We start from the raw sequence: 17983 nt of genomic DNA, 5'->3' as shown, positions 1-17983 counted from the left end.
TCAGCCTCCGAATCCGGTGCGCACGGCCTCGAGGCCGGCCGCGATGTCGTCGACGCCGGCGATCGCGGCCTGTTCCAGCACGCGCGAGATGGACGGCGAGGCCTCGCCGCCGGTGACGCGGGCGACCGGCTGATCGAGCCAGTCGAAGAAGCGGCGCTGGATCTCGTCGGCCAGCCAGGCCCCGTACGAGGTGCCGCGCGCGCCCTGTTCCACGATGAGCACGGCGTTGGTCTTGCGGATGCTCTCGCCGATGGTGTCCCAGTCGATCGACGCGCGGTCGAGCCAGCGCAGGTCGACGAGCTCGGCGTCGATGCCTGTGCGCTCGATCGCCGTGCGGGACTGCTCCACCATGGACAGGTAGCTGAGCACGGTGACGTCGGCGCCGGCGCGCACCACCGCGGCCCGGCCGGGCGGGAGCACGTAGTCGAGATCCCCGGCCGGCACCTCGTCGGCGCGGCTGTACAGGTCGACGTGCTCGATCACCAGCACCGGGTCCTCCAGCGCGAGCGCTGCGTTCATCAGCCCGACGTAGTCGGTCGCGTTCGACGGGGCCACGATCCGCCATCCCGGGTGCGTCGCGAAGATGCCCGCCGGATCCATCAGGTGCTGCGATCCGTAGCCGGATCCCATCGCGACCTTCGTGCGCAGCACGAGCGGCACGGGGTTGTCTCCGCCGAACATGTGGCGGGCCTTGCCGATCTGGTTGAAGACCTGATCCGCGGCCACCCAGACGAAGTCGGGGTACATGAACTCGACGACGGGACGGAAGCGCCCGTCCAGCGCCATGCCCCCGGCGAGACCCGTGAACGCGTTCTCGCTGATCGGCGTGCCCAGCACCCGGCCCTCGCCGTGGTGCTTCACGAGGTTCTTCGTCGCCCCGTTGGTGCCGCCGCTGAGGTGGTGCACGTCCTCGCCCATCACGACGATGCGCGGATCCTCGGTCATCCGCCGGTCCATCACCTGCGCGACCGCGTCGACGAACTTCACCGGCCGCGTCCCGGCGCCGGGGTCGAGCCGGGGGAGCCCCTCCAGCTCGGACGCGTCGCCGCGGACGCCGACGTTCACGAAGCCGGGGTCGGGCCACAGCTCGGGACGGATGCGGCGTCGGCCGGCGTGCTCGGGGTCCTCCTCGAGCAGGGCGTCGGCCGCGCGGGCCATCGCGGCCTGCGCGGCCTCGCGGAGCCGGGCGACCTCGCCCTCGGTGATGAGGCCCCGGGCGATCATCCGGCTCGCGACGAGGTCGAGCGGATCGCGGGCTCGCCACTGCGCCTCCTCCTCCTTGCTGCGGTAGCCGAACGCACTGCCCGGGTACGAGCCGTTCTGGTGGAAGAAGCGGTAGACCTCGGCCTCGACGACCGCGGGACCGGCGCCGGAACGCAGGTGCGCGGCGACCTCCTGCATGGCGAGGTGCACCGCGAGCGGGTCCATGCCGTCGACGCGCCACGACGGGATCCCGAAGCCCTGACCGCGCACCGAGAACCGGGTGTCGGCGGTGGCCTCGTCGGCGCGGGTGGAGACCGCGTAGAGGTTGTTCTCGACGAAGAAGCAGACCGGCAGTCGCCAGGCGGCGGCGAGGTTCATCGACTCCAGGACGGATCCGATCTGCGCCGCGCCGTCGCCGAAGTAGTTGATCGTCAGGTCGGTGGTGCCGCTGCGCTTCTGCGCCCACGCGTTGCCGGTCGCCATCGGGGCGCCGCCGCCGACGATCGCGTTGGTGCCGAGGGCGCCGGCCTCGAACCACTGCAGGTGCATCGAGCCGCCGCGTCCGCGGCAGTAGCCCGGGGCGAGGCCGAGGATCTCGGCGAGCGTGCGGTCGAGCACCTCCTGCACCGCCGCGTCGATCGGCGCGGCGGGGTCGATCACTCCGCCGGTGACGTGCGTCAGCGCCTTGGCGAGGAACTGGTGGTGTCCGCGATGCGAGCCGTTCACGCCGTCGGCGGAGCGCAGGCCGATGATCGAGCCGACCGCGCCGCCCTCCTGTCCGATGCTGGAGTGCGCGGGCCCGTGCACGAGCCCGTCGCCGGCCAGCTCGAGCACGGTCTCCTCGAAGGCGCGGATCAGGTGCAGCTGACCGAGCATGGATCCCAGCAGGGCGGGATCGGCCGCGGCCCAGTCCTCGTCGGTGGTCGAGAGCTCGATCCAGTCGACTCCCGTCTCCAGCCGCTTCTTCGCCGGCATCGCATGCCACCTCTCTTCCCGGATCGTCCCGGGTGTCGTTCCCTGCGCTCCGAAGATACGGGAAGATTGGATCCAATACAACCGTTTGCATGACGTTGGAGGAGGATCTACGTGACGGAAGAAGCTGTTCGGATCCAATCAAGGACGGAAGACAGAAACATGAGTCGAGGCATCCCCGGCCTGCGCGGCACCGACCACATCGGGTTCACGGTGCCCGATCTCGACGCGGCACACGCCTTCCTCGTCGACGTGATCGGCTTCGAGCCGATCTACACGCTCGGCGCCAAGCAGGCCGACGACGACTGGATGCGCACGCACCTCGGCGTGCATCCCGACACCGTGATCCGCGAGATCCGCTTCTACCGGCTCGGCAACGGCGCCAACTTCGAGGTGTTCCTGTACGAGTCCGCCGATGGGCAGAACCCGCAGCCGCGCAACAGCGACATCGGCGGCTACCACATCGCCTTCTACGTCGACGACCTGGACGCGGCCGTCGCGCACCTGCGCGCGCACGACGTCGAGGTGATGGGCGAGCCGACCGCGAGCAAGCAGTCCGCCGAGGGGCAGCGGTGGATCTACTTCCGCAGCCCGTGGGGTCTGCAGTTCGAACTGGTCAGCTTCCCGCAGGGCAAGGCGTACGAGGGCGGGGGCGGACCGCTGCTCTGGCATCCGGGACACCCCGAGCGCTGACGGACTCGCGGCGGCCCAGAGCGCCGAGCGATCGGAGAGTTTCCCGCGCTGGCCCGGGCGCAGGATCCTCCTGCGCCCGGCCCTGCGCGCGGTCAGGACAGCGTGCGCACCGATCCGGTCCGGGCGCGGATCTCCTCGGCGACCGCGATGGCATCTCCCGCGGCGGCGGTGGACTTGCGGTCGGGGCGGGCGAGGAAGAGGTAGAGCAGGCCCGTGACGAGCACGATCCCGAGGCCGATGAGGACGATCCCGTCGGTGAACGGGTTGCCGGAGGATCCGGGCTTCGCGAGCAGGTACATCGCGAACAGGCCGTAGGCGAGCGCGAGGGCGTTCACGACGATGCCCCAGCGGCCGAGCGAGAACGGTCCGGCCGGCCGCCAGCCCTTGATCCGCTGACGGAGGGCGGCGAGCACCACCATCTGGAACGCGACGTAGATCCCGAGCACCGCGAACGCCGTGACCGAGTTGAGCAGATCCTCGTTCACGAAGATCAGCAGCGCGAGCAGCACCGGCACCGTGCAGGCCACGACGAGCGCGTTCGCCGGCACCTTCGTGCGCGGTGTCACCTTCGACAGCCAGCGGTGGCCGGGCAGCATCCCGTCCCGGGCGAACGAGTACAGCAGCCGGCTGGCCGCGGCCTGCAGACTGAGCACGCAGGACAGGAACGCCGTCACGGCGACGACGAGGAACACCTTCGCGCCGATCGGTCCGAGCGTCAGTTCGAGGATGTGCGGGATCGGGTCGGCGTCCTTGCCGGCGACGATCGCGGACAGATCCGGAGCCGCGAGCACGTAGCCGCCGAACGAGAACAGTGCAGAGACGCCGCCGACGAGGATCGTCAGGATCATCGCACGCGGGATCCGGTGCGCCGGGCGCTCGACCTCCTCGGCGACGTCGCCGCACGCCTCGAAGCCGTAGAACAGGAACAGGCCGGCCAGGGCCGCGCCGAAGAACGCCGTCGCGTAGCCGCCGTCGCCCTGCACCCCCATCGTGTCGAAGAACACGCTGAACGGCTGCTTGCGCTGGAAGATCAGCAGATAGAGCCCGACGCCGATGACGCCCAGGAGTTCGGCGGCGAGACCGATCTGAGCGACCCGCGCCATCGTCTTCGTGCCGGAGAAGTTCAGCAGCAGTGCGACGAGCAGCAGGACGAGGGTGAGCAGCAGCGTCGACAGCGGGGTGACCTCGATGCCGAACAGGCTGGCCAGGAAGCCGGATCCGTACTCCGCGACCGCAGTGATCGTCACGATCATCGCCCAGATGTACACCCAGGCCGCCATCCAGGCGTATCGGCGGCCCCAGAGGCGCCGCGCCCACGGATAGATGCCGCCATGGATCGGGTACTGCGAGACGACCTCGCCGAACACGAGCGAGACGAGCAGCTGCCCCGCGCCGACGATGAAGATCCAGAAGATCGACGGCGGTCCGCCGACGGCCAGGGCCGTGGCGAACAGCGAGTAGACGCCGACGAGCGGGGAGAGGTAGGTGAAGCCCAGGGCGAAGTTGGCCCAGAAGCTCATCGACCGGTTGAAGTGGTCCTCATAGCCGAGGACGCTGAGGTGCTCGCCGTCCTCCAGGACGGTCTGCTTCTCGGAGTTGCGGGACATCGTCTTCCTTTCGCGCGTCGTTGCGCTGTCGGGGGAAGGGTGCACGGAAGCGGCGTGCGGACCTGGAGTCCGGGGTGCCTCTTCGACCGCATCCGGTGCGACCACCAATAAAACATATAGTACCGAATGATTTAGGAGCGCAACTGTTCGCCCCTTCCGACGGGCCGGGATCCTTGCGGGCGGATCCGGTCGTCACCTCCGGACACACCCACCGGATCCTCCTCGCGATCCGGTAGGCTCTTGGATGTCGCGACTGGCGTCTGGGTGGGTCACCACCGGGGAGCGACCGATACGGATTCGACCGCGCGCCTGGGCCGATGCATCAGCCATCCGTACACACCCCCCAATGCAGGAGGACGCTTTGACCGACCGCTTTTTCAACGCCCCGCTCGCCGAGGTCGACCCGGAGATCGCCCAGGTCCTCGACCGTGAGCTGAAGCGCCAGCAGACGTTCCTCGAGATGATCGCCTCGGAGAACTTCGTGCCGGTCTCGGTCCTGCAGTCGCAGGGCTCGGTGCTGACCAACAAGTACGCCGAGGGCTACCCGGGCCGCCGCTACTACGGCGGCTGCGAGGAGGTCGACGTCGCCGAGGAGCTCGCGATCGCCCGCGCCAAGGAGCTGTTCGGCGCCGAGTTCGCGAACGTCCAGCCGCACTCCGGCGCGACCGCGAACGCCGCCGTGCTGCACGCGATCGCCCGTCCCGGCGACACCCTGCTCGGCCTCTCCCTCGACCAGGGCGGCCACCTCACGCACGGCATGAAGATCAACTTCTCCGGCCGTCTCTACGACATCGTCGCCTACGGCGTGAACCCGGAGACGTCGACCATCGACATGGACGAGGTCCGCCGCCTCGCCATCGAGCACAAGCCGAAGGTCATCATCGCCGGCTGGTCGGCCTACCCGCGCACCCTCGACTTCGCCGCGTTCCGTGAGATCGCCGACGAGGTCGGCGCCCTCCTCTGGGTCGACATGGCGCACTTCGCCGGCCTCGTCGCCGCGGGCCTGCACCCGAACCCGGTGCCGCACGCGCACGTCGTCTCCTCCACGGTGCACAAGACCATCGGCGGCCCCCGCTCGGGCTTCATCCTCACGAACGACGCCGAGATCGCGAAGAAGATCAACTCCGCTGTCTTCCCGGGCCAGCAGGGCGGACCGCTCATGCACGTGATCGCCGCCAAGGCGACCGCGTTCAAGATCGCCGGAACCCCGGAGTTCAAGGAGCGCCAGGAGCGCGTGCTCCGCGGCGCCGCGATCATCGCCGACCGCCTCCTGCAGCCCGACGTGGCGGCCGCCGGCATCGCCGTCCGCTCGGGCGGCACCGACGTGCACCTCGTGCTCGTCGACCTGCGCGACGCCGAGATCGACGGCAAGCAGGCCGAGGACCTCCTGCACGACATCCACATCACCGTGAACCGCAACGCGGTCCCGAACGACCCGCGCCCGCCGATGGTCACCTCGGGCCTGCGCATCGGCACGCCGGCGCTCGCGACCCGCGGCTTCGGCGATGCCGAGTTCACCGAGGTCGCCGACGTGATCGCGCTCGCGCTGCAGCCGAACGCCGACGTCGAGGCCCTGCGCGCCCGCGTCGACGCGCTCGCCGGAGCCTTCCCGCTGTACCCCGACCTGCAGCAGTAGGCCCGGCGGATCCCGGTCCGCGCGCGGATCCGGATCCTGATCCGCGAGAAACCACTTCCCGCATGAGACACCACCCCACACGCGGTTTCTCATGCCCATAGTGGTTTCTCGCGGGTCGGTGGAGCGAAAACACGTAGGCATGAAAGGAAGCGACATGACCGCGAAGATTCTTGACGGCAAGGCGGCGTCCGCCGCGATCAAGGCCGAGCTCGCCGAGCGGGTCGCCGCGCTGCGGGAGAAGGGCATCGTCCCCGGCATCGCCACGGTGCTCGTCGGCGCCGACCCCGCCTCGCAGCTGTACGTGGGCATGAAGCACAAGCAGTCCGAGGCGATCGGGATGAACTCCATCCAGCGCGAGCTGCCCGCCGACGCCACCCAGGCCGAGGTCGAGGCGCTCATCGACGAGCTGAACGCGGATCCGTCCTGCCACGGCTACATCGTCCAGCTGCCGCTGCCGAAGCACCTCGACACGGACGCGATCCTGGAGCGGATCGACCCCGCCAAGGACGCCGACGGCCTGCACCCGACCAACCTCGGCCGGCTCGTGCTGAATGTGAACGCGCCGATCCGCACCCCGCTGCCGTGCACGCCGCGCGGCGTGATCGAGTTGCTGCTGCGCAACGACTACGACCTCAAGGGCAAGCACGTGGTCGTCGTCGGCCGCGGCGTCACCATCGGCCGCCCGATGGGGCTGCTGCTCACCCGCCGCGACATCAACGCCACGGTCACCCAGGTGCACACCGGCACGCCGGACATGGCGCCCTACCTGCGCGAGGCCGACGTCATCGTCGCCGGCGCGGGTGTGAAGCACCTCATCCGCGCCGAGGACGTGAAGCCCGGCGCCGCCGTGCTCGACGTGGGTGTGACTCGCGAGGACGACCGGGAGACGGGCAAGTCCAAGGTCTACGGCGACGTGCACCCCGACGTCGCCGAGGTCGCCGGCTGGATCTCGCCGAACCCCGGCGGTGTCGGCCCGATGACGGTCGCACTGCTGATGACGAACGTCGTCGAGGCGGCGGAGCGGCTCGCGGGCTGAGGCCGCGGCAGGTCTCCGCTCAGCCGAGGCCGAGAGCGCGCTGCACGAGCCAGACCAGGCCGAACACCAGCACGACCGCGGCGACGATCACGCTGAGCACCGTCGCCGTGCGCGGCGCCCGCCGGCGCAGCAGAGAGAGCGGCGGGAACAGGATCGCGATGATCGCGAGCTGCACCGCCTCGATCCCGAGATTGAACACGAGCAGCGACCAGAGCAGGGTCCACGACCACGGCTCCTGGATGTTCAGGGCGCTCGCGAAGCCGAGCCCGTGCACGAGCCCGAACGAGAACACGATCCCCAGTCGCACGGCCGTCGCCGCCCGGGAGGGGATCCGCGGACCCGCCGGCCTCGTCGGATCCAGCACCTGCGTGGGCGTCCGCCGGCGGGCGGTCCACAGGAACCAGCCGGCGACGGCGGCGATCGACAGGGCGATCGCCGGCTCGACGACCCGCGACGGCACGTGCACGAGGCCGAGTGCGGCGAGCAGGAACGTCACCGAGTGCGCGACCGTGAAGGCGGTCGCGGCGAACACGACGTCGCGGAGCCGGCGCGAACCGACGATGAGCGCGACGAGGAACAGGATGTGGTCGAGCCCGGTGAGCAGGTGCTCCGCGCCGAGCAGGAAGAACTCGGCGAACCGGTCCGTCCACGGCTGCGCGGTGGAGAACTGCGGATGCGCGGCGTCCAGGGCGGCGCTGCCTCTGCGCCCGTCGAGGGTGTAGGTCACGATCGTCTTCGTGTCCTTCACCTGGCCCTCGGAGTCCGGGAACAGCGCACTGCGCACCAGGTACGCCCCGCCGTGCGCGGATCCGCAGACGTAGCGGACCGCGAAGCGCGCGTAGTCGGTCGCGTCGCGGTTGTGGAAGCCGGCGGGCCCGTCGGGCTGCGGCCGGCAGGGGGTGCCGTCCTCGGCGGAGACCGTGAACCGGGCGGTCGTGTACGCGAGGATCGCGGCGGCGTGATCGGCGAGGACCTGGTTCTCGGCGCCCGGCTGCGGATCCCCGACAGCCTGTTCGAAGAGCGACGGATCGTTCTGCGCCTTCGCGGCGGAGGCGCTGAGCAGCTCGTACTGCAGGTCGAACTCGACGCGCACGTCGGTCGGGTTCGCCGCCGTGAGATCGGCGTAGGCAACCGTGGTCACGTGCGCGTCGGCGGGGGCTGCGACGAGCAGCAGAGCGGCCGCGACGAGGGCCAGGACGACGCCGAGGCGCGGGGCGGCGCGCATCGGGGGTCCGGAAAGGGCTCGGTCGAGCGCGGGTCAGGCCCGGGGGGCGCCCAGCTGCGACTCGACGCCCGAGATCCGGGCGTACTCGTCGAAGTGGAACGTCGCGCTGCCGCTGGCATCGCCCACGACCGCGCCGGAGTACGCCTCGTCCGTCCACTGCATGCTCCAGCCCGCGAGCCGGGCGAGGTCCCACACCGAGGAGCGCGGGTCGGAGAGGGTGAGCTCGGAGAGGATCCGGGGGAGGGCGGTCACCGCGTCGGCCACCGTGAGCGGCGCGAGCGGGGCGTCGAGCAGGAACACCGCGCGGGTGCCGCTGCCGACCGGCGCGGAGTAGTACGGGGAACGGCCGGTGATCTCCTCCGCGATCGCGCCGATCTGGTGCGCGGCTGCGGCGATCCAGGCGTCGACATCCGCGTCGGCCTCGGCCGGGAACGGCAGCTCGGGCTGCGCCAGCTCGGTCAGGGCGTAGGTCGTGCCGTAGTCGCGCAGCGCGGCGATCGACGGGTCGGCGCCGCCCTGCGGGTGCGCCCACGCCCACATCAGCGAGCGCGGTCCGGGCGCGATGGTCGCGACGAGCGAGGCACGGGCGACGAGCTGGCGGGAAGGGTCCGTCTCGGAGGTGAAGGTGAGCGTCCCGGCGGCCAGATCCGCATCCCAGCGGTGCTCGCCCAGGGCGGCGGTCGCGGCGACCAGCTGGTCCTGACGGAGGGCGGCGAACAGGGCCGCGCGGTCGGCGAGGGGCGCGAGGGCGGGGAACGTCATGTTTTCATCCTGCCGTCCCGGGCTATGAATGCGCCACTCGGGGCGCGTCGTCTCTCGGCGTTTCGAGGAGCGATGTTCGCTGTGCGGATGGCGTTTCGACGACGAACATCGCTCCCCGAAACGGGGGCTCGGCGGCGGGAGGGGATCCCTCAGCCGAGCTGGGCGCGGAGGGCCACGGCGGCGGACCGGGGATCCTCCGCCTCGGTGATCGCGCGGACGACGACCACCCGGGTCGCACCCGCAGACCGCACCTCGTCCAGCCGGGCGCCCGCCGCGACGCCGCCGATCGCGAACCACGGCTTGGCGGTGCCGGTCGCGGCGACCGCTCGCAGCGGGTCGAGGCCGACCGCGGCGCGGCCCGGCTTGGTCGGGGTCTCCCAGACCGGGCCGACGCAGAAGTAGTCCAGGCCGGGGTCGGCGTCCGCCTCGGCGGCCTGCCCCGCGGAGTGCGTGGAACGGCCGAGGATCACGTCGTCGCCGAGCAGCCGGCGGGCCTGGGCGGTGGTGAGGTCGCCCTGGCCGACGTGGAACACGTCCGCACCGACGAGGGCCGCGACGTCGGCGCGGTCGTTCACGGAGAAGAGCTTGCCGTGGCGTCGGGCGACGGCGGCGAGGATCTCCAGCGCCTCGATCTCGGCCCGCGCCTCGAGCCCCTTGTCGCGCAGCTGCACGATGTCGACGCCACCCGCGTAGGCCGCATCGAGGAACTCCTCCAGATCGCCGGTGGCCGTGCGCGCGGTCGTGCACAGGTACAGCCGGGCGTCGGCGAGGAGCTCCCTGCGCCGGGCACCCAGGGCGGCGGGCGCGGCTTCCGAGTCGGTTCGTGTCGGGAAGGGGTTCAGCGGTGCGGGCATAAGCCCTAGGGTAGAGGGGTCCGCGGGAGCCCAAGAGGGCTGAGAGGGCCTTGTGCCGACCGCCGAACCTGAAACGGGTCATGCCGTCGTAGGAAGGGGCACGCATGCGCATCGCCGTCGCCGGCGCCGGGATCATCGGCCTGGCCACCGCCGTCGAGCTGGATCGGCGCGGGCACGAGGTGGTCGTCTTCGACCCGGCGCCCGCGTCCGGGGCGAGCCTCGCGGCGGCCGGGATGCTCGCCGCCGTGACCGAGATCGCCTGGGCCCAGGACGCCCTGCACCCGCTCATGGCGGACTCCGCCGCGCGCTACCCGGATTTCGTCGCGCGGCTGGAGGCCGACGCCGGCCGCGCTGTCGGCCATCGCGTGACCGAGACCCTGTCCGTCGCCGTGGACGCGGCGGATCGTGAGACCCTTGCGCAGCTCGCCGCGCTGCAGGGCCCGTCGGCCGGGCGCGTGACCGGATCCCGCGCCCGTGAGCTCGAGCCCGCGCTCGCTCCCGCGGTCAGCGCCGCCGTGCTCGTCGCCGACGACCACCAGATCGACCCGCGCCAGGTCACCGCCGCGCTGCTCGAGCTGCTCGGGGAGCGGGTGCGTCGGGAACGGGTCGCGGAGGTGCTGCGCGACGCAGGCCGCGTCTCCGGCGTGCGGCTGGCCTCGGGCGAGCGCGTGGCGGCGGATGTCGTCGTGGCCGCCGCCGGGCTCGCCACCTCCGGCATCGCCGGGGTTCCGGTGCTGCCGCTGCGGCCGGTGTGGGGCGACATCCTGCGGCTGCGCGTGCCCGCCGCGCTGCGGCCGCTGCTCACCCGTACGATCCGTGCGCTCGTGCACGGACGCGCCGTCTACCTCGTCCCGCGCGAGGACGGCACCGTCGTCCTCGGGGCGACGGTCCGCGAGGGCGGCGTCGCCGGCGTGCAGGCCGGGGGCGTCCTCGCCCTGCTGCGCGACGCGGAGCGGATCCTGCCCGGCATCGACGAGTGCGAGATCGTCGAGATGCTCGCCCGCCCGCGCCCCGGCAGCCCCGACGCGGCACCGCTGCTCGGCGTCGTCGAGCCCGGCCTCGTGGTCTCGACCGGGTACGACCGGCACGGGGTGCTGCTCACCCCGCTCGCCGCAGAGGTCGGCGCGGATCTCGTCGAGGGGATCCCGGTGGATCCCGCTCGTGCCGCGGCGGTGGATCCGTTCCGGTTCGGGCCGCTCCCGGCGTTCGCCTCCGCACCCGACGCGGCGTCGCCGACAGTGCCCGCTCGCGACGTGGCCGCACCGGCGCCGTCCGCGCTGACGGCCGATCCGCCCGCGCTGACGGCCGATCCGGTTCCGCCCGCGCTGACGGCCGATCCGCCCGCCGTCGAAGCGGCGCCCCTTCTCCTCACCCTCCAGGAAGGCCGATGATGACCGACACCCTCACCGTCCGCGTGAACGGCGACGAGCACGCCGTCGCGTCGGGCGCGACCCTGCTCGACCTCGTCGTGCGCCTCACCGGTCATGCGCTGCGGCCGGACGGATCCCGCGCCGACGGCGGGCGCCTCGGCGTCGCCGCCGCGGTCGACGGGACCGTCGTCCCGCGCAGCCGCTGGTCCGCCCGCGCGCTCGCCGCGGGGGACGAGATCGAGGTCGTCACCGCGGTGCAGGGAGGCTGACGCATGACCACGATCACCGGCGGGACAACCGCCCTCCGGCCCGCGGCCGACCCCTTCCTCGTCGCGGGCGAGAGCTTCGGCTCCCGCCTCATCATGGGCACGGGCGGCGCGAGCAGCCTCACCCTGCTCGAGGACGCGCTCGTCGCCTCGGGAACCGAGATCACGACCGTCGCGATCCGCCGGTTCTCGCCCGAGGGGCGCGACTCCGTCTTCGCGATGCTCGAGCGGCTCGGCGTGCGGGCGCTGCCGAACACGGCCGGGTGCTACACGGCGCGCGACGCCGTGCTCACCGCACAGCTGGCCCGCGACGCGCTCGAGACGGACTGGGTCAAGCTCGAGGTGATCGCCGACGAGGAGACGCTGCTGCCTGATCCGGTCGAGCTGTTCCGCGCCGCCGAGGAGCTCACGGCTGACGGCTTCCGCGTCTTCGCGTACACGAACGACGACCCGGCTCTCGCCCGTCGGCTCGAGGACGTCGGCGTCGCGGCCGTGATGCCCGCCGGATCCCCGATCGGGAGCGGACTGGGGATCCTCAATCCACACAACATCGAGACGATCGTCGCCCGCGCCGCGGTCCCGATCGTGCTCGACGCCGGCGTCGGGACGGCCTCGGACGCCGCGCGCGCGATGGAGCTCGGTGTCGACGCGGTGCTGCTCGCGAGCGCCGTCACCCGTGCGCACGACCCGGTGGCGATGGCGACCGCGATGCGCGGTGCGGTGATCGCCGGGCGGCTCGCGCGCGCGGCGGGGCGGATCCCGAAGCGGCCGCTCGCGCTCGCGTCGTCGGCGATGGACGGGCGGATCGCGGCGCGGCCCTCCGAGGCGGATCTGTGAGCGGTGCGCCTGGTCTCGGGGGCGGGCTCTCGCCGCTCGTCGGGCGGGCTCCGGGTCCGTCATCGCGCACGGGCCGGCCGCCGCTCGTCGGGCGGGCTCCGGGTCCGTCATCGCGCACGGGCCGGCCGCGGCTCGTCGGCCTGCCGCCGCTCGTCGAGCCGGGGCCGGAGCTGGAGCCCGAGCGCGCCGCCCGGTTCGCCCGGCACCTGACTCTGCCCGGTGTGGGGGTCGAGGGGCAGCGCCGGCTCGCGCACGCGCGGGTGCTCGTGATCGGGGCCGGCGGACTGGGCGCCCCGGCGATCCAGTACCTCGCCGCGGCCGGTGTCGGCCGGATCACCGTGATCGACGACGACCGGGTCGAGCGCACCAACCTGCAGCGTCAGGTGCTGCACACCGAGGGGGATGTCGGCCGGCCCAAGGCCGAATCCGCGCGCGACGCCGTCGGACTGCGGGACGGCGCGGTGCAGGTCACCGCCCTCGTCGAGCGGCTGCACCCCGGCAACGCGCTCGAGCTGTTCTCCGCGCACGACCTCGTGCTGGACGGCAGCGACAACTTCGCCACGCGCTACCTCTCCAACGACGCCGCCGAGCTCACCGGGACGCCCCTGATCTGGGGCAGCATCCACCGGTTCGACGGCCAGCTCAGCGTGTTCTGGCCCGGGCGCGGGCCGATGCTGCGCGATCTGTTCCCGGACATCCCCGACGCCGATTCGATCGAGGACTGCGCGACGGGCGGCGTGTTCGGGGTGCTCTGCGGCGCGGTCGGATCGGCGATGGCCGCCGAGGCGCTGAAGCTCATCTGCGGGATCGGCGAACCGCTGCTCGGCCGGCTCGCCCGGTACGACGCGCTCGCCGCCCGCTGGGGCGAGCTGCGCTTCGCGGCGGATCCGGATCGGCCGCCGGTGACGTCCCTCGAGGAGGTCGCCGCGGTGTGCCGGGCGGTCGCCCCGGCGGGCCGGGCCGACGACATCTCCGTCGGCGAGGTCGCGGCGCGGCTCGCGTCGGATCAGAGCGGGCTCGTCGTCGTGGACGTGCGCACCGCCGCCGAGCGCGCGGTGTCCGCGATCCCCGGGTCCCGGCATGTGCCTCTGGACCGGATCCTCGCCGAGGGCTGGCCCGCGATCGCCGCGGAGCTCGGCGACGCCGCGACCGACGGCCGCGACATCGTCGTGACCTGCCAGGTCGGGATCCGCTCCGCCCGCGCGATCGACGCCCTCGCCGCCACGGCGCCGTCGGGAACCCCGCTGCGCAACCTCGTGGGCGGCGTCGACGCCTGGACGGCCCACTGAGGCTGGCCGGCCGCTAGATCCGTTTCGAGGAGCGATGTTTGCTCTCAAAAGGGCGAAATAGGAGCAAACATCGCTCCTCGAACAGGTCTTGATCACCGGGCCAACGCGGCGCGGATCCGTCGCAGCAGTTCGGTCGGGTCGTTGAGGAGCGATGCGGTCACCTCGATGACCGTCCATCCGGCAGCCCGCAGGGCGTTCGCGCGCTCGACGTCGCGCGCCCACTGACTCGAATGCTGCAGCCCGTGATACTCGATGGCGACCTTCTGCGCGGGATAGACCAAGTCGACGCAACCGAGGAAGGCGCCGTGCTCATCGAAGACATCGGCGTTGAGCTCGGGCTCGGGAAGACCCGAATCGACGAGAAGCCAGCGCAGATGGGACTCTCGCGGCGACCAGGAATCGACACGGATGAGGCCGATCGCCTCTCTCAGCTTCGCGATACCGCGGCGCCTACCCGCCTCCATGAGCTCCTCGAGTTCTTCGATCGTCGCGAGCGGTGGCCTGCCGACATCACGACGCCCCGCGCCCGGTTTCCACTGCCGGCAGAAGTAGTCGCCGAGCGCCACGATGTCGACCACCCGCAGCTCCCCGAGCGAGGCCCAGGTTGCGGCCGGCGACGACACCCGAAACCCGTTGTACGTGGTCGTCGCCGTCATGCTGAGCAGCGTGCGGTGGCGCGTCACACCGCCAGCGCGGGGCAGCGGCACCGAGCCGAGGGCGCAGACGTGCAGAGCGAGGTCGGCGTCGTGTGCGGGACGGCCGTGCTCGTCGACAACGAGCGGGAGGGGCGCTCCCCAGATCGAAGCGGCCGTGTGATGGCTGAAGAAGTGTCCCGAGTGCAGACGGGGCGCGTAGTCCGCGGCGCGCGCGATGCGGGCCTGACGTTGTCTCTCATACGGATCTGCGATCTCTGTCAGATCGATGGGATCCGTCTGCACGCGCACCCCGGGAAAGGGGGCGCGTAGATCGGATCCGCGCAGCCGACCGTTTCCGACTCCGTTGCGGCGCGCGAGCCGGACGGCGAAGGAGGATCCGAGGCCGTCGGGCAGGGGGAGATGGGAAGGCATGCCCCTACTCTGCGTTCTGCGCCCTCCCCGTCGCCCGAGTTATCCACAGCAGCGGCCTGCAGATCCATTTTCGAGGAGCGATGTTTGCTCTCAAACGCGCAGTCCAAGAGCAAACATCGCTCCTCGAAACGGGAAAAGGGGACGCCCAGACCGACCTCAGTACGTGTCGGTCGAGCCGTCGGGCGCGGCCGGGATGAACCGGGCCGCCAGGGTCTCCGAACCTCGGGCCAGGATCGTCACGTCGGCGCTCGCCGACAGGAAGTGCGCGCCGTCGGTGAGGTAGGCGTCGGCGGCGGCCGGGTCGAACGCGTTCACGCCGACCTTCTTGCCGGCGGCGGTGACCGCGGCGAACACGCGGCGGACCGCGGCGAGCACGTCGGGATGCGTCTGCTGACCGGGCAGGCCCATCGACGCGGCGAGATCGGCCGGGCCCACGAGCACGCCGTCCACGCCCTCGACCGCGGCGATCTCGGCGGCGTGCTCCACGGCGTCGCCCGATTCGATCTGCACGAGCAGCGACACGTGCTGCGACGCCTCGGACACGTAACCGGCGACGCGACCCCATCGACCGGAGCGCGCGAGAGCGGATCCAACCCCGCGGATCCCCTCGGGCGGGTACCGCACGGCCGACACGGCGGCGCCGGCCTCGTCGGCGGTGCCGACCATCGGCACGAGCAGGTTCTGCGCGCCGGTGTCGAGCACCTGCTTGATGATCACCGGGTCGTTGAACGGCACCCGCACCACGGTCGTCACCGGGTAAGCGGCGACGACCTGTAGCTGCAGTTGCACGGACGGCAGCGTGTTCGGGGCGTGCTCCATGTCGATGAGCAGCCAGTCCACGCCCGACCCGGCGCAGAGCTCGGCCGCGACCGGCGAGCCGGTGCACAGCCACATGCCGATCAGGGGGCGGTCGGCGCCGGCCAGGACATCGCGGAAGGTGGGGGTCAGACGAAGCGGCATGTGATGGTTCCCATCGGTCCGTAGTCGCACAGCACCTCGTCGCCGGCGGACACCCACATCGGGCGCGTGAACGATCCTGCCAGGATGATCTCACCCGCCTCGAGGCGCGCGCCGTGCTGGTGGAACTTGTTCGCGAGCCACGCGACGCCGGTCGCGGGGTGGCCGAGGACGCCGGCGGCGACCCCGGTCTCCTCGATCTCGCCGTTCTTGGCGAGCACCCCGGGCACCCAGCGCAGGTCGATCTCGTCCGGGCGCTTGTGCACGGTGCCGAGCACCATCGCGCCGTACGCCGCGTTGTCGCTGATCGTGTCGACGATCGTGCGGCCCTCGAGCTCGATGTGCGAGTTCAGCACCTCGAGGGCGGGTACGGCGTAGTCGATCGCGGCGAGCGCGTCCTCGAGCGTGCAGTCGGGGCCTTCGAGCGGTTGCTTCAGGACGAAGGCCAGCTCGACCTCGATCCGCACGTTCGAGAAGTGGCTCGTCGGGATCTCGGATCCGGACGGGTACACGGTGTCGTCGAACATGACGCCGTAGTCCGGCTCGGTGATCCCGGTCGCCTGCTGCATCGCCTTCGAGGTGAGCCCGATCTTGCGCCCCACCAGCCGGCGGCCCGCGGCGACCTGCCGGTCGCGCCAGACGCCCTGGATCGCGTACGAGTCCTCGACGGTCGCCTCCGGGTGCCGCGCGGTGATGCGCGGGATCACGCCGTGCGTGCGGTCCGCCTCGGCGAGCTCGTCGGCGAGCTCGGCGATCGTTTCTGCGGGGAGCATGGGTACATCCTCTCGAAGTCAGGGGTCGTTGAGCGAGCACCGGCGAAGCCGGCGTGAGACGAAACGCGGTTCTCCGCGGATCACCGCGTTTCGTCTCGGTCGCCTTCGGCGTCCTCGCTCAACGACCCCGAGAGAGGACCCCGAAGGGGCTCAGAGCTGGTGGCCGAGCTTGTACTCGCCCTGCTTCCACTCCGGCATCTCCTCGGCGGCGGCGCCGTCCTCGGGGGCGCGGGTGTAGCTGAACCCGTCGGCGCCGATCGTGACCGCCATCTCGCTCGTGTCGGTGCGGGCGAGCACGGGCTGCGGGTTGCCGTCCAGGTCGAGCACGAGAGACGCGTCCGTGTACCAGGACGGCACGACGGGGTTGCCCCACCAGTCGCGGCGCTGATTGTCGTGCACGTCCCAGGTGATGACCGGGTTGTCCGGGTCGCCGGTGTAGTAGTCCTGCGTGTACACCTCGACGCGGTGGCCGTCCGGGTCGCGCAGGTAGAGGTAGAACGCGTTGCTCACGCCGTGGCGACCCGGGCCGCGCTCGATCGCGTCGGAGCGGCGCAGCGCCCCGAGCTTGTCGCAGATCGCGAGGATGTTGTGCTTCTCGTGGGTCGCGAAGCACACGTGGTGCATGCGCGGGCCGTCGCCGCCGGTCATCGCGGTGTCGTGCACGGTGGGCTTGCGGCGCATCCACGCGGCGTAGACCGTGCCCTCCTCGTCCTGGATGTCCTCGGTGACCCGGAAGCCGAGATCCTGCATGTACTTCACGGCGCGCGGCACGTCGGGGGTGACCTGGTTGAAGTGGTCGAGGCGCACGAGTTCGCCGGGGATGTGCAGGTCGTAGCGCCAGCTCATCCGCTCGACGTGCTCGGCCTGGTGGAAGAACTCGTACGGGAAGCCGAGCGGATCCACGACGCGCACCGCGTCGCCAATCCCCTTCACGAAGCCGTCCGCGGAGCGGCGCACGTCGCAGCCGAGCTCGGTGTAGAAGGCGACCGCGCGGTCGAGGTCCTCGGGGGTGCGCACGCGGTACGAGAACGCCGCCACGGCGGCGATCGGCCCGCGCCGCAGCACGAGGTTGTGGTGGATGAACTCCTCGGTGGAGCGGAGGTAGATCGTGTCCTCGTCCTCCTCGGTCACGTACAGGCCGAGCACGTCGACGTAGAACACGCGCGAGGCGGCGAGGTCGGTGACGACGAGCTCCATGTACGCGCAGCGCAGCACGTCCGGCGGCGTCGCGGTCGGGGTGGCGATGGGGTTGTCGGGGTGGATCGGCGCCTCCTGCGACACGTAGAAGCCGGAGGAGGTGAGCGTCATGTCTGCGCGGTTGGTCATATCAGCGTCCTTGCTTTCTTCCGGTCGTTGAGCGAGGAGCGAAGCGACGAGACGAAACGCAGCTTCGGTGGATCGCCGCGTTTCGTCTCGCTGCGCTCGCTCAACGACCG

16 protein-coding genes and 2 riboswitches are annotated in these 17983 nt (G+C 71.6%); of the genes, 7 read left to right on the top strand and 9 right to left on the bottom strand.

What is annotated here, in order from left to right; all coding sequences use genetic code 11:
- Positions 1 to 2178 carry an alpha-ketoacid dehydrogenase subunit alpha/beta gene (locus RBR11_RS12230; RefSeq protein WP_308489626.1) on the bottom strand — a complete coding sequence of 726 codons (2178 nt, stop codon included), beginning with the start codon at positions 2176 to 2178 and terminating at the stop codon, positions 1 to 3.
- Between the two features lie 159 nt (positions 2179 to 2337).
- Between RBR11_RS12230 and RBR11_RS12225 the strand changes: the two genes are divergently transcribed.
- Positions 2338 to 2868: a VOC family protein gene (locus RBR11_RS12225; RefSeq protein WP_308489625.1), complete on the top strand. Its 531-nt coding sequence runs from the start codon at positions 2338 to 2340 to the stop codon at positions 2866 to 2868.
- Between the two features lie 92 nt (positions 2869 to 2960).
- On the opposite strand, the gene RBR11_RS12220 is transcribed toward RBR11_RS12225, so the two are convergent.
- A complete protein-coding gene (locus RBR11_RS12220) occupies positions 2961 to 4475 on the bottom strand; it encodes an APC family permease (RefSeq protein ID WP_308489624.1) in 1515 nt (504 codons plus the stop codon).
- Positions 4476 to 4714: 239 nt separating this feature from the next.
- A riboswitch (ZMP/ZTP riboswitch) is annotated at positions 4715 to 4797 on the top strand.
- Positions 4798 to 4836: 39 nt separating this feature from the next.
- On the opposite strand from RBR11_RS12220, the gene glyA reads away from it, so the two are divergent.
- Entirely contained in the window at positions 4837 to 6111 is a 1275-nt protein-coding gene (glyA, locus tag RBR11_RS12215) for a serine hydroxymethyltransferase (protein WP_308489623.1), read from the top strand.
- Between the two features lie 154 nt (positions 6112 to 6265).
- Entirely contained in the window at positions 6266 to 7147 is an 882-nt protein-coding gene (locus RBR11_RS12210; RefSeq protein ID WP_308489622.1) for a bifunctional methylenetetrahydrofolate dehydrogenase/methenyltetrahydrofolate cyclohydrolase, read from the top strand.
- 19 nt (positions 7148 to 7166) lie between these two features.
- On the opposite strand, the gene RBR11_RS12205 is transcribed toward RBR11_RS12210, so the two are convergent.
- The 3 genes from RBR11_RS12205 to thiE all read right to left on the bottom strand — a co-directional run bounded on the left by RBR11_RS12205 (position 7167) and on the right by thiE (position 9988).
- Entirely contained in the window at positions 7167 to 8372 is a 1206-nt protein-coding gene (locus tag RBR11_RS12205; protein ID WP_308489621.1) for a HupE/UreJ family protein, read from the bottom strand.
- Positions 8373 to 8405: 33 nt separating this feature from the next.
- Positions 8406 to 9134: a DUF6882 domain-containing protein gene (locus RBR11_RS12200; protein ID WP_308489620.1), complete on the bottom strand. Its 729-nt coding sequence runs from the start codon at positions 9132 to 9134 to the stop codon at positions 8406 to 8408.
- Positions 9135 to 9283: 149 nt separating this feature from the next.
- Complete coding sequence (gene thiE / locus RBR11_RS12195; RefSeq protein ID WP_308489619.1) at positions 9284 to 9988, bottom strand: thiamine phosphate synthase; 705 nt, start codon at positions 9986 to 9988, stop codon at positions 9284 to 9286.
- A gap of 12 nt (positions 9989 to 10000) precedes the next feature.
- Positions 10001 to 10100: riboswitch (TPP riboswitch) on the top strand.
- Between thiE and thiO the strand changes: the two genes are divergently transcribed.
- From thiO to RBR11_RS12175, 4 genes are all read left to right on the top strand, one after another.
- Positions 10093 to 11379, top strand: a complete 1287-nt coding sequence (thiO, locus tag RBR11_RS12190) for a glycine oxidase ThiO (RefSeq protein ID WP_308489618.1) — start codon at positions 10093 to 10095, stop codon at positions 11377 to 11379. It overlaps the preceding riboswitch by 8 nt.
- Positions 11376 to 11627, top strand: coding sequence for a sulfur carrier protein ThiS (gene thiS / locus RBR11_RS12185; protein WP_308489617.1), 252 nt, complete (start codon positions 11376 to 11378; stop codon positions 11625 to 11627). The genes thiO and thiS overlap by 4 nt, the downstream gene beginning before the upstream one ends.
- Positions 11628 to 11630: 3 nt before the next feature.
- The gene (locus RBR11_RS12180) at positions 11631 to 12461 is read left to right on the top strand and encodes a thiazole synthase (RefSeq protein ID WP_308489616.1); all 831 of its coding nucleotides are present in this window, start codon (positions 11631 to 11633) and stop codon (positions 12459 to 12461) included.
- 140 nt (positions 12462 to 12601) lie between these two features.
- Positions 12602 to 13750, top strand: coding sequence for a ThiF family adenylyltransferase (locus RBR11_RS12175; protein ID WP_373889795.1), 1149 nt, complete (start codon positions 12602 to 12604; stop codon positions 13748 to 13750).
- A 92-nt stretch (positions 13751 to 13842) separates the two neighbouring features.
- On the opposite strand, the gene RBR11_RS12170 is transcribed toward RBR11_RS12175, so the two are convergent.
- The 4 genes from RBR11_RS12170 to hpaD all read right to left on the bottom strand — a co-directional run bounded on the left by RBR11_RS12170 (position 13843) and on the right by hpaD (position 17873).
- Complete coding sequence (locus RBR11_RS12170) at positions 13843 to 14688, bottom strand: endonuclease domain-containing protein (RefSeq protein ID WP_308489614.1); 846 nt, start codon at positions 14686 to 14688, stop codon at positions 13843 to 13845.
- Positions 14689 to 14973: 285 nt separating this feature from the next.
- Positions 14974 to 15777 (bottom strand): HpcH/HpaI aldolase family protein, encoded by an 804-nt coding sequence (locus tag RBR11_RS12165; RefSeq protein ID WP_308489613.1) that lies wholly within the window; start codon positions 15775 to 15777, stop codon positions 14974 to 14976.
- Entirely contained in the window at positions 15762 to 16547 is a 786-nt protein-coding gene (locus tag RBR11_RS12160) for a 2-keto-4-pentenoate hydratase (RefSeq protein ID WP_308489612.1), read from the bottom strand. Before RBR11_RS12160 ends, RBR11_RS12165 begins: the two co-directional genes overlap by 16 nt.
- A 150-nt stretch (positions 16548 to 16697) precedes the next feature.
- Positions 16698 to 17873, bottom strand: a complete 1176-nt coding sequence (hpaD, locus tag RBR11_RS12155; protein WP_308489611.1) for a 3,4-dihydroxyphenylacetate 2,3-dioxygenase — start codon at positions 17871 to 17873, stop codon at positions 16698 to 16700.
- Between the last annotated feature and the right edge of the window lie 110 nt (positions 17874 to 17983).

The sequence above is a fragment of the Microbacterium capsulatum genome, from assembly GCF_030865425.1.
Taxonomy (GTDB): Bacteria; Actinomycetota; Actinomycetes; order Actinomycetales; family Microbacteriaceae; genus Microbacterium; species Microbacterium capsulatum.
This window is presented reverse-complemented; position numbering and strand designations above follow the sequence as displayed.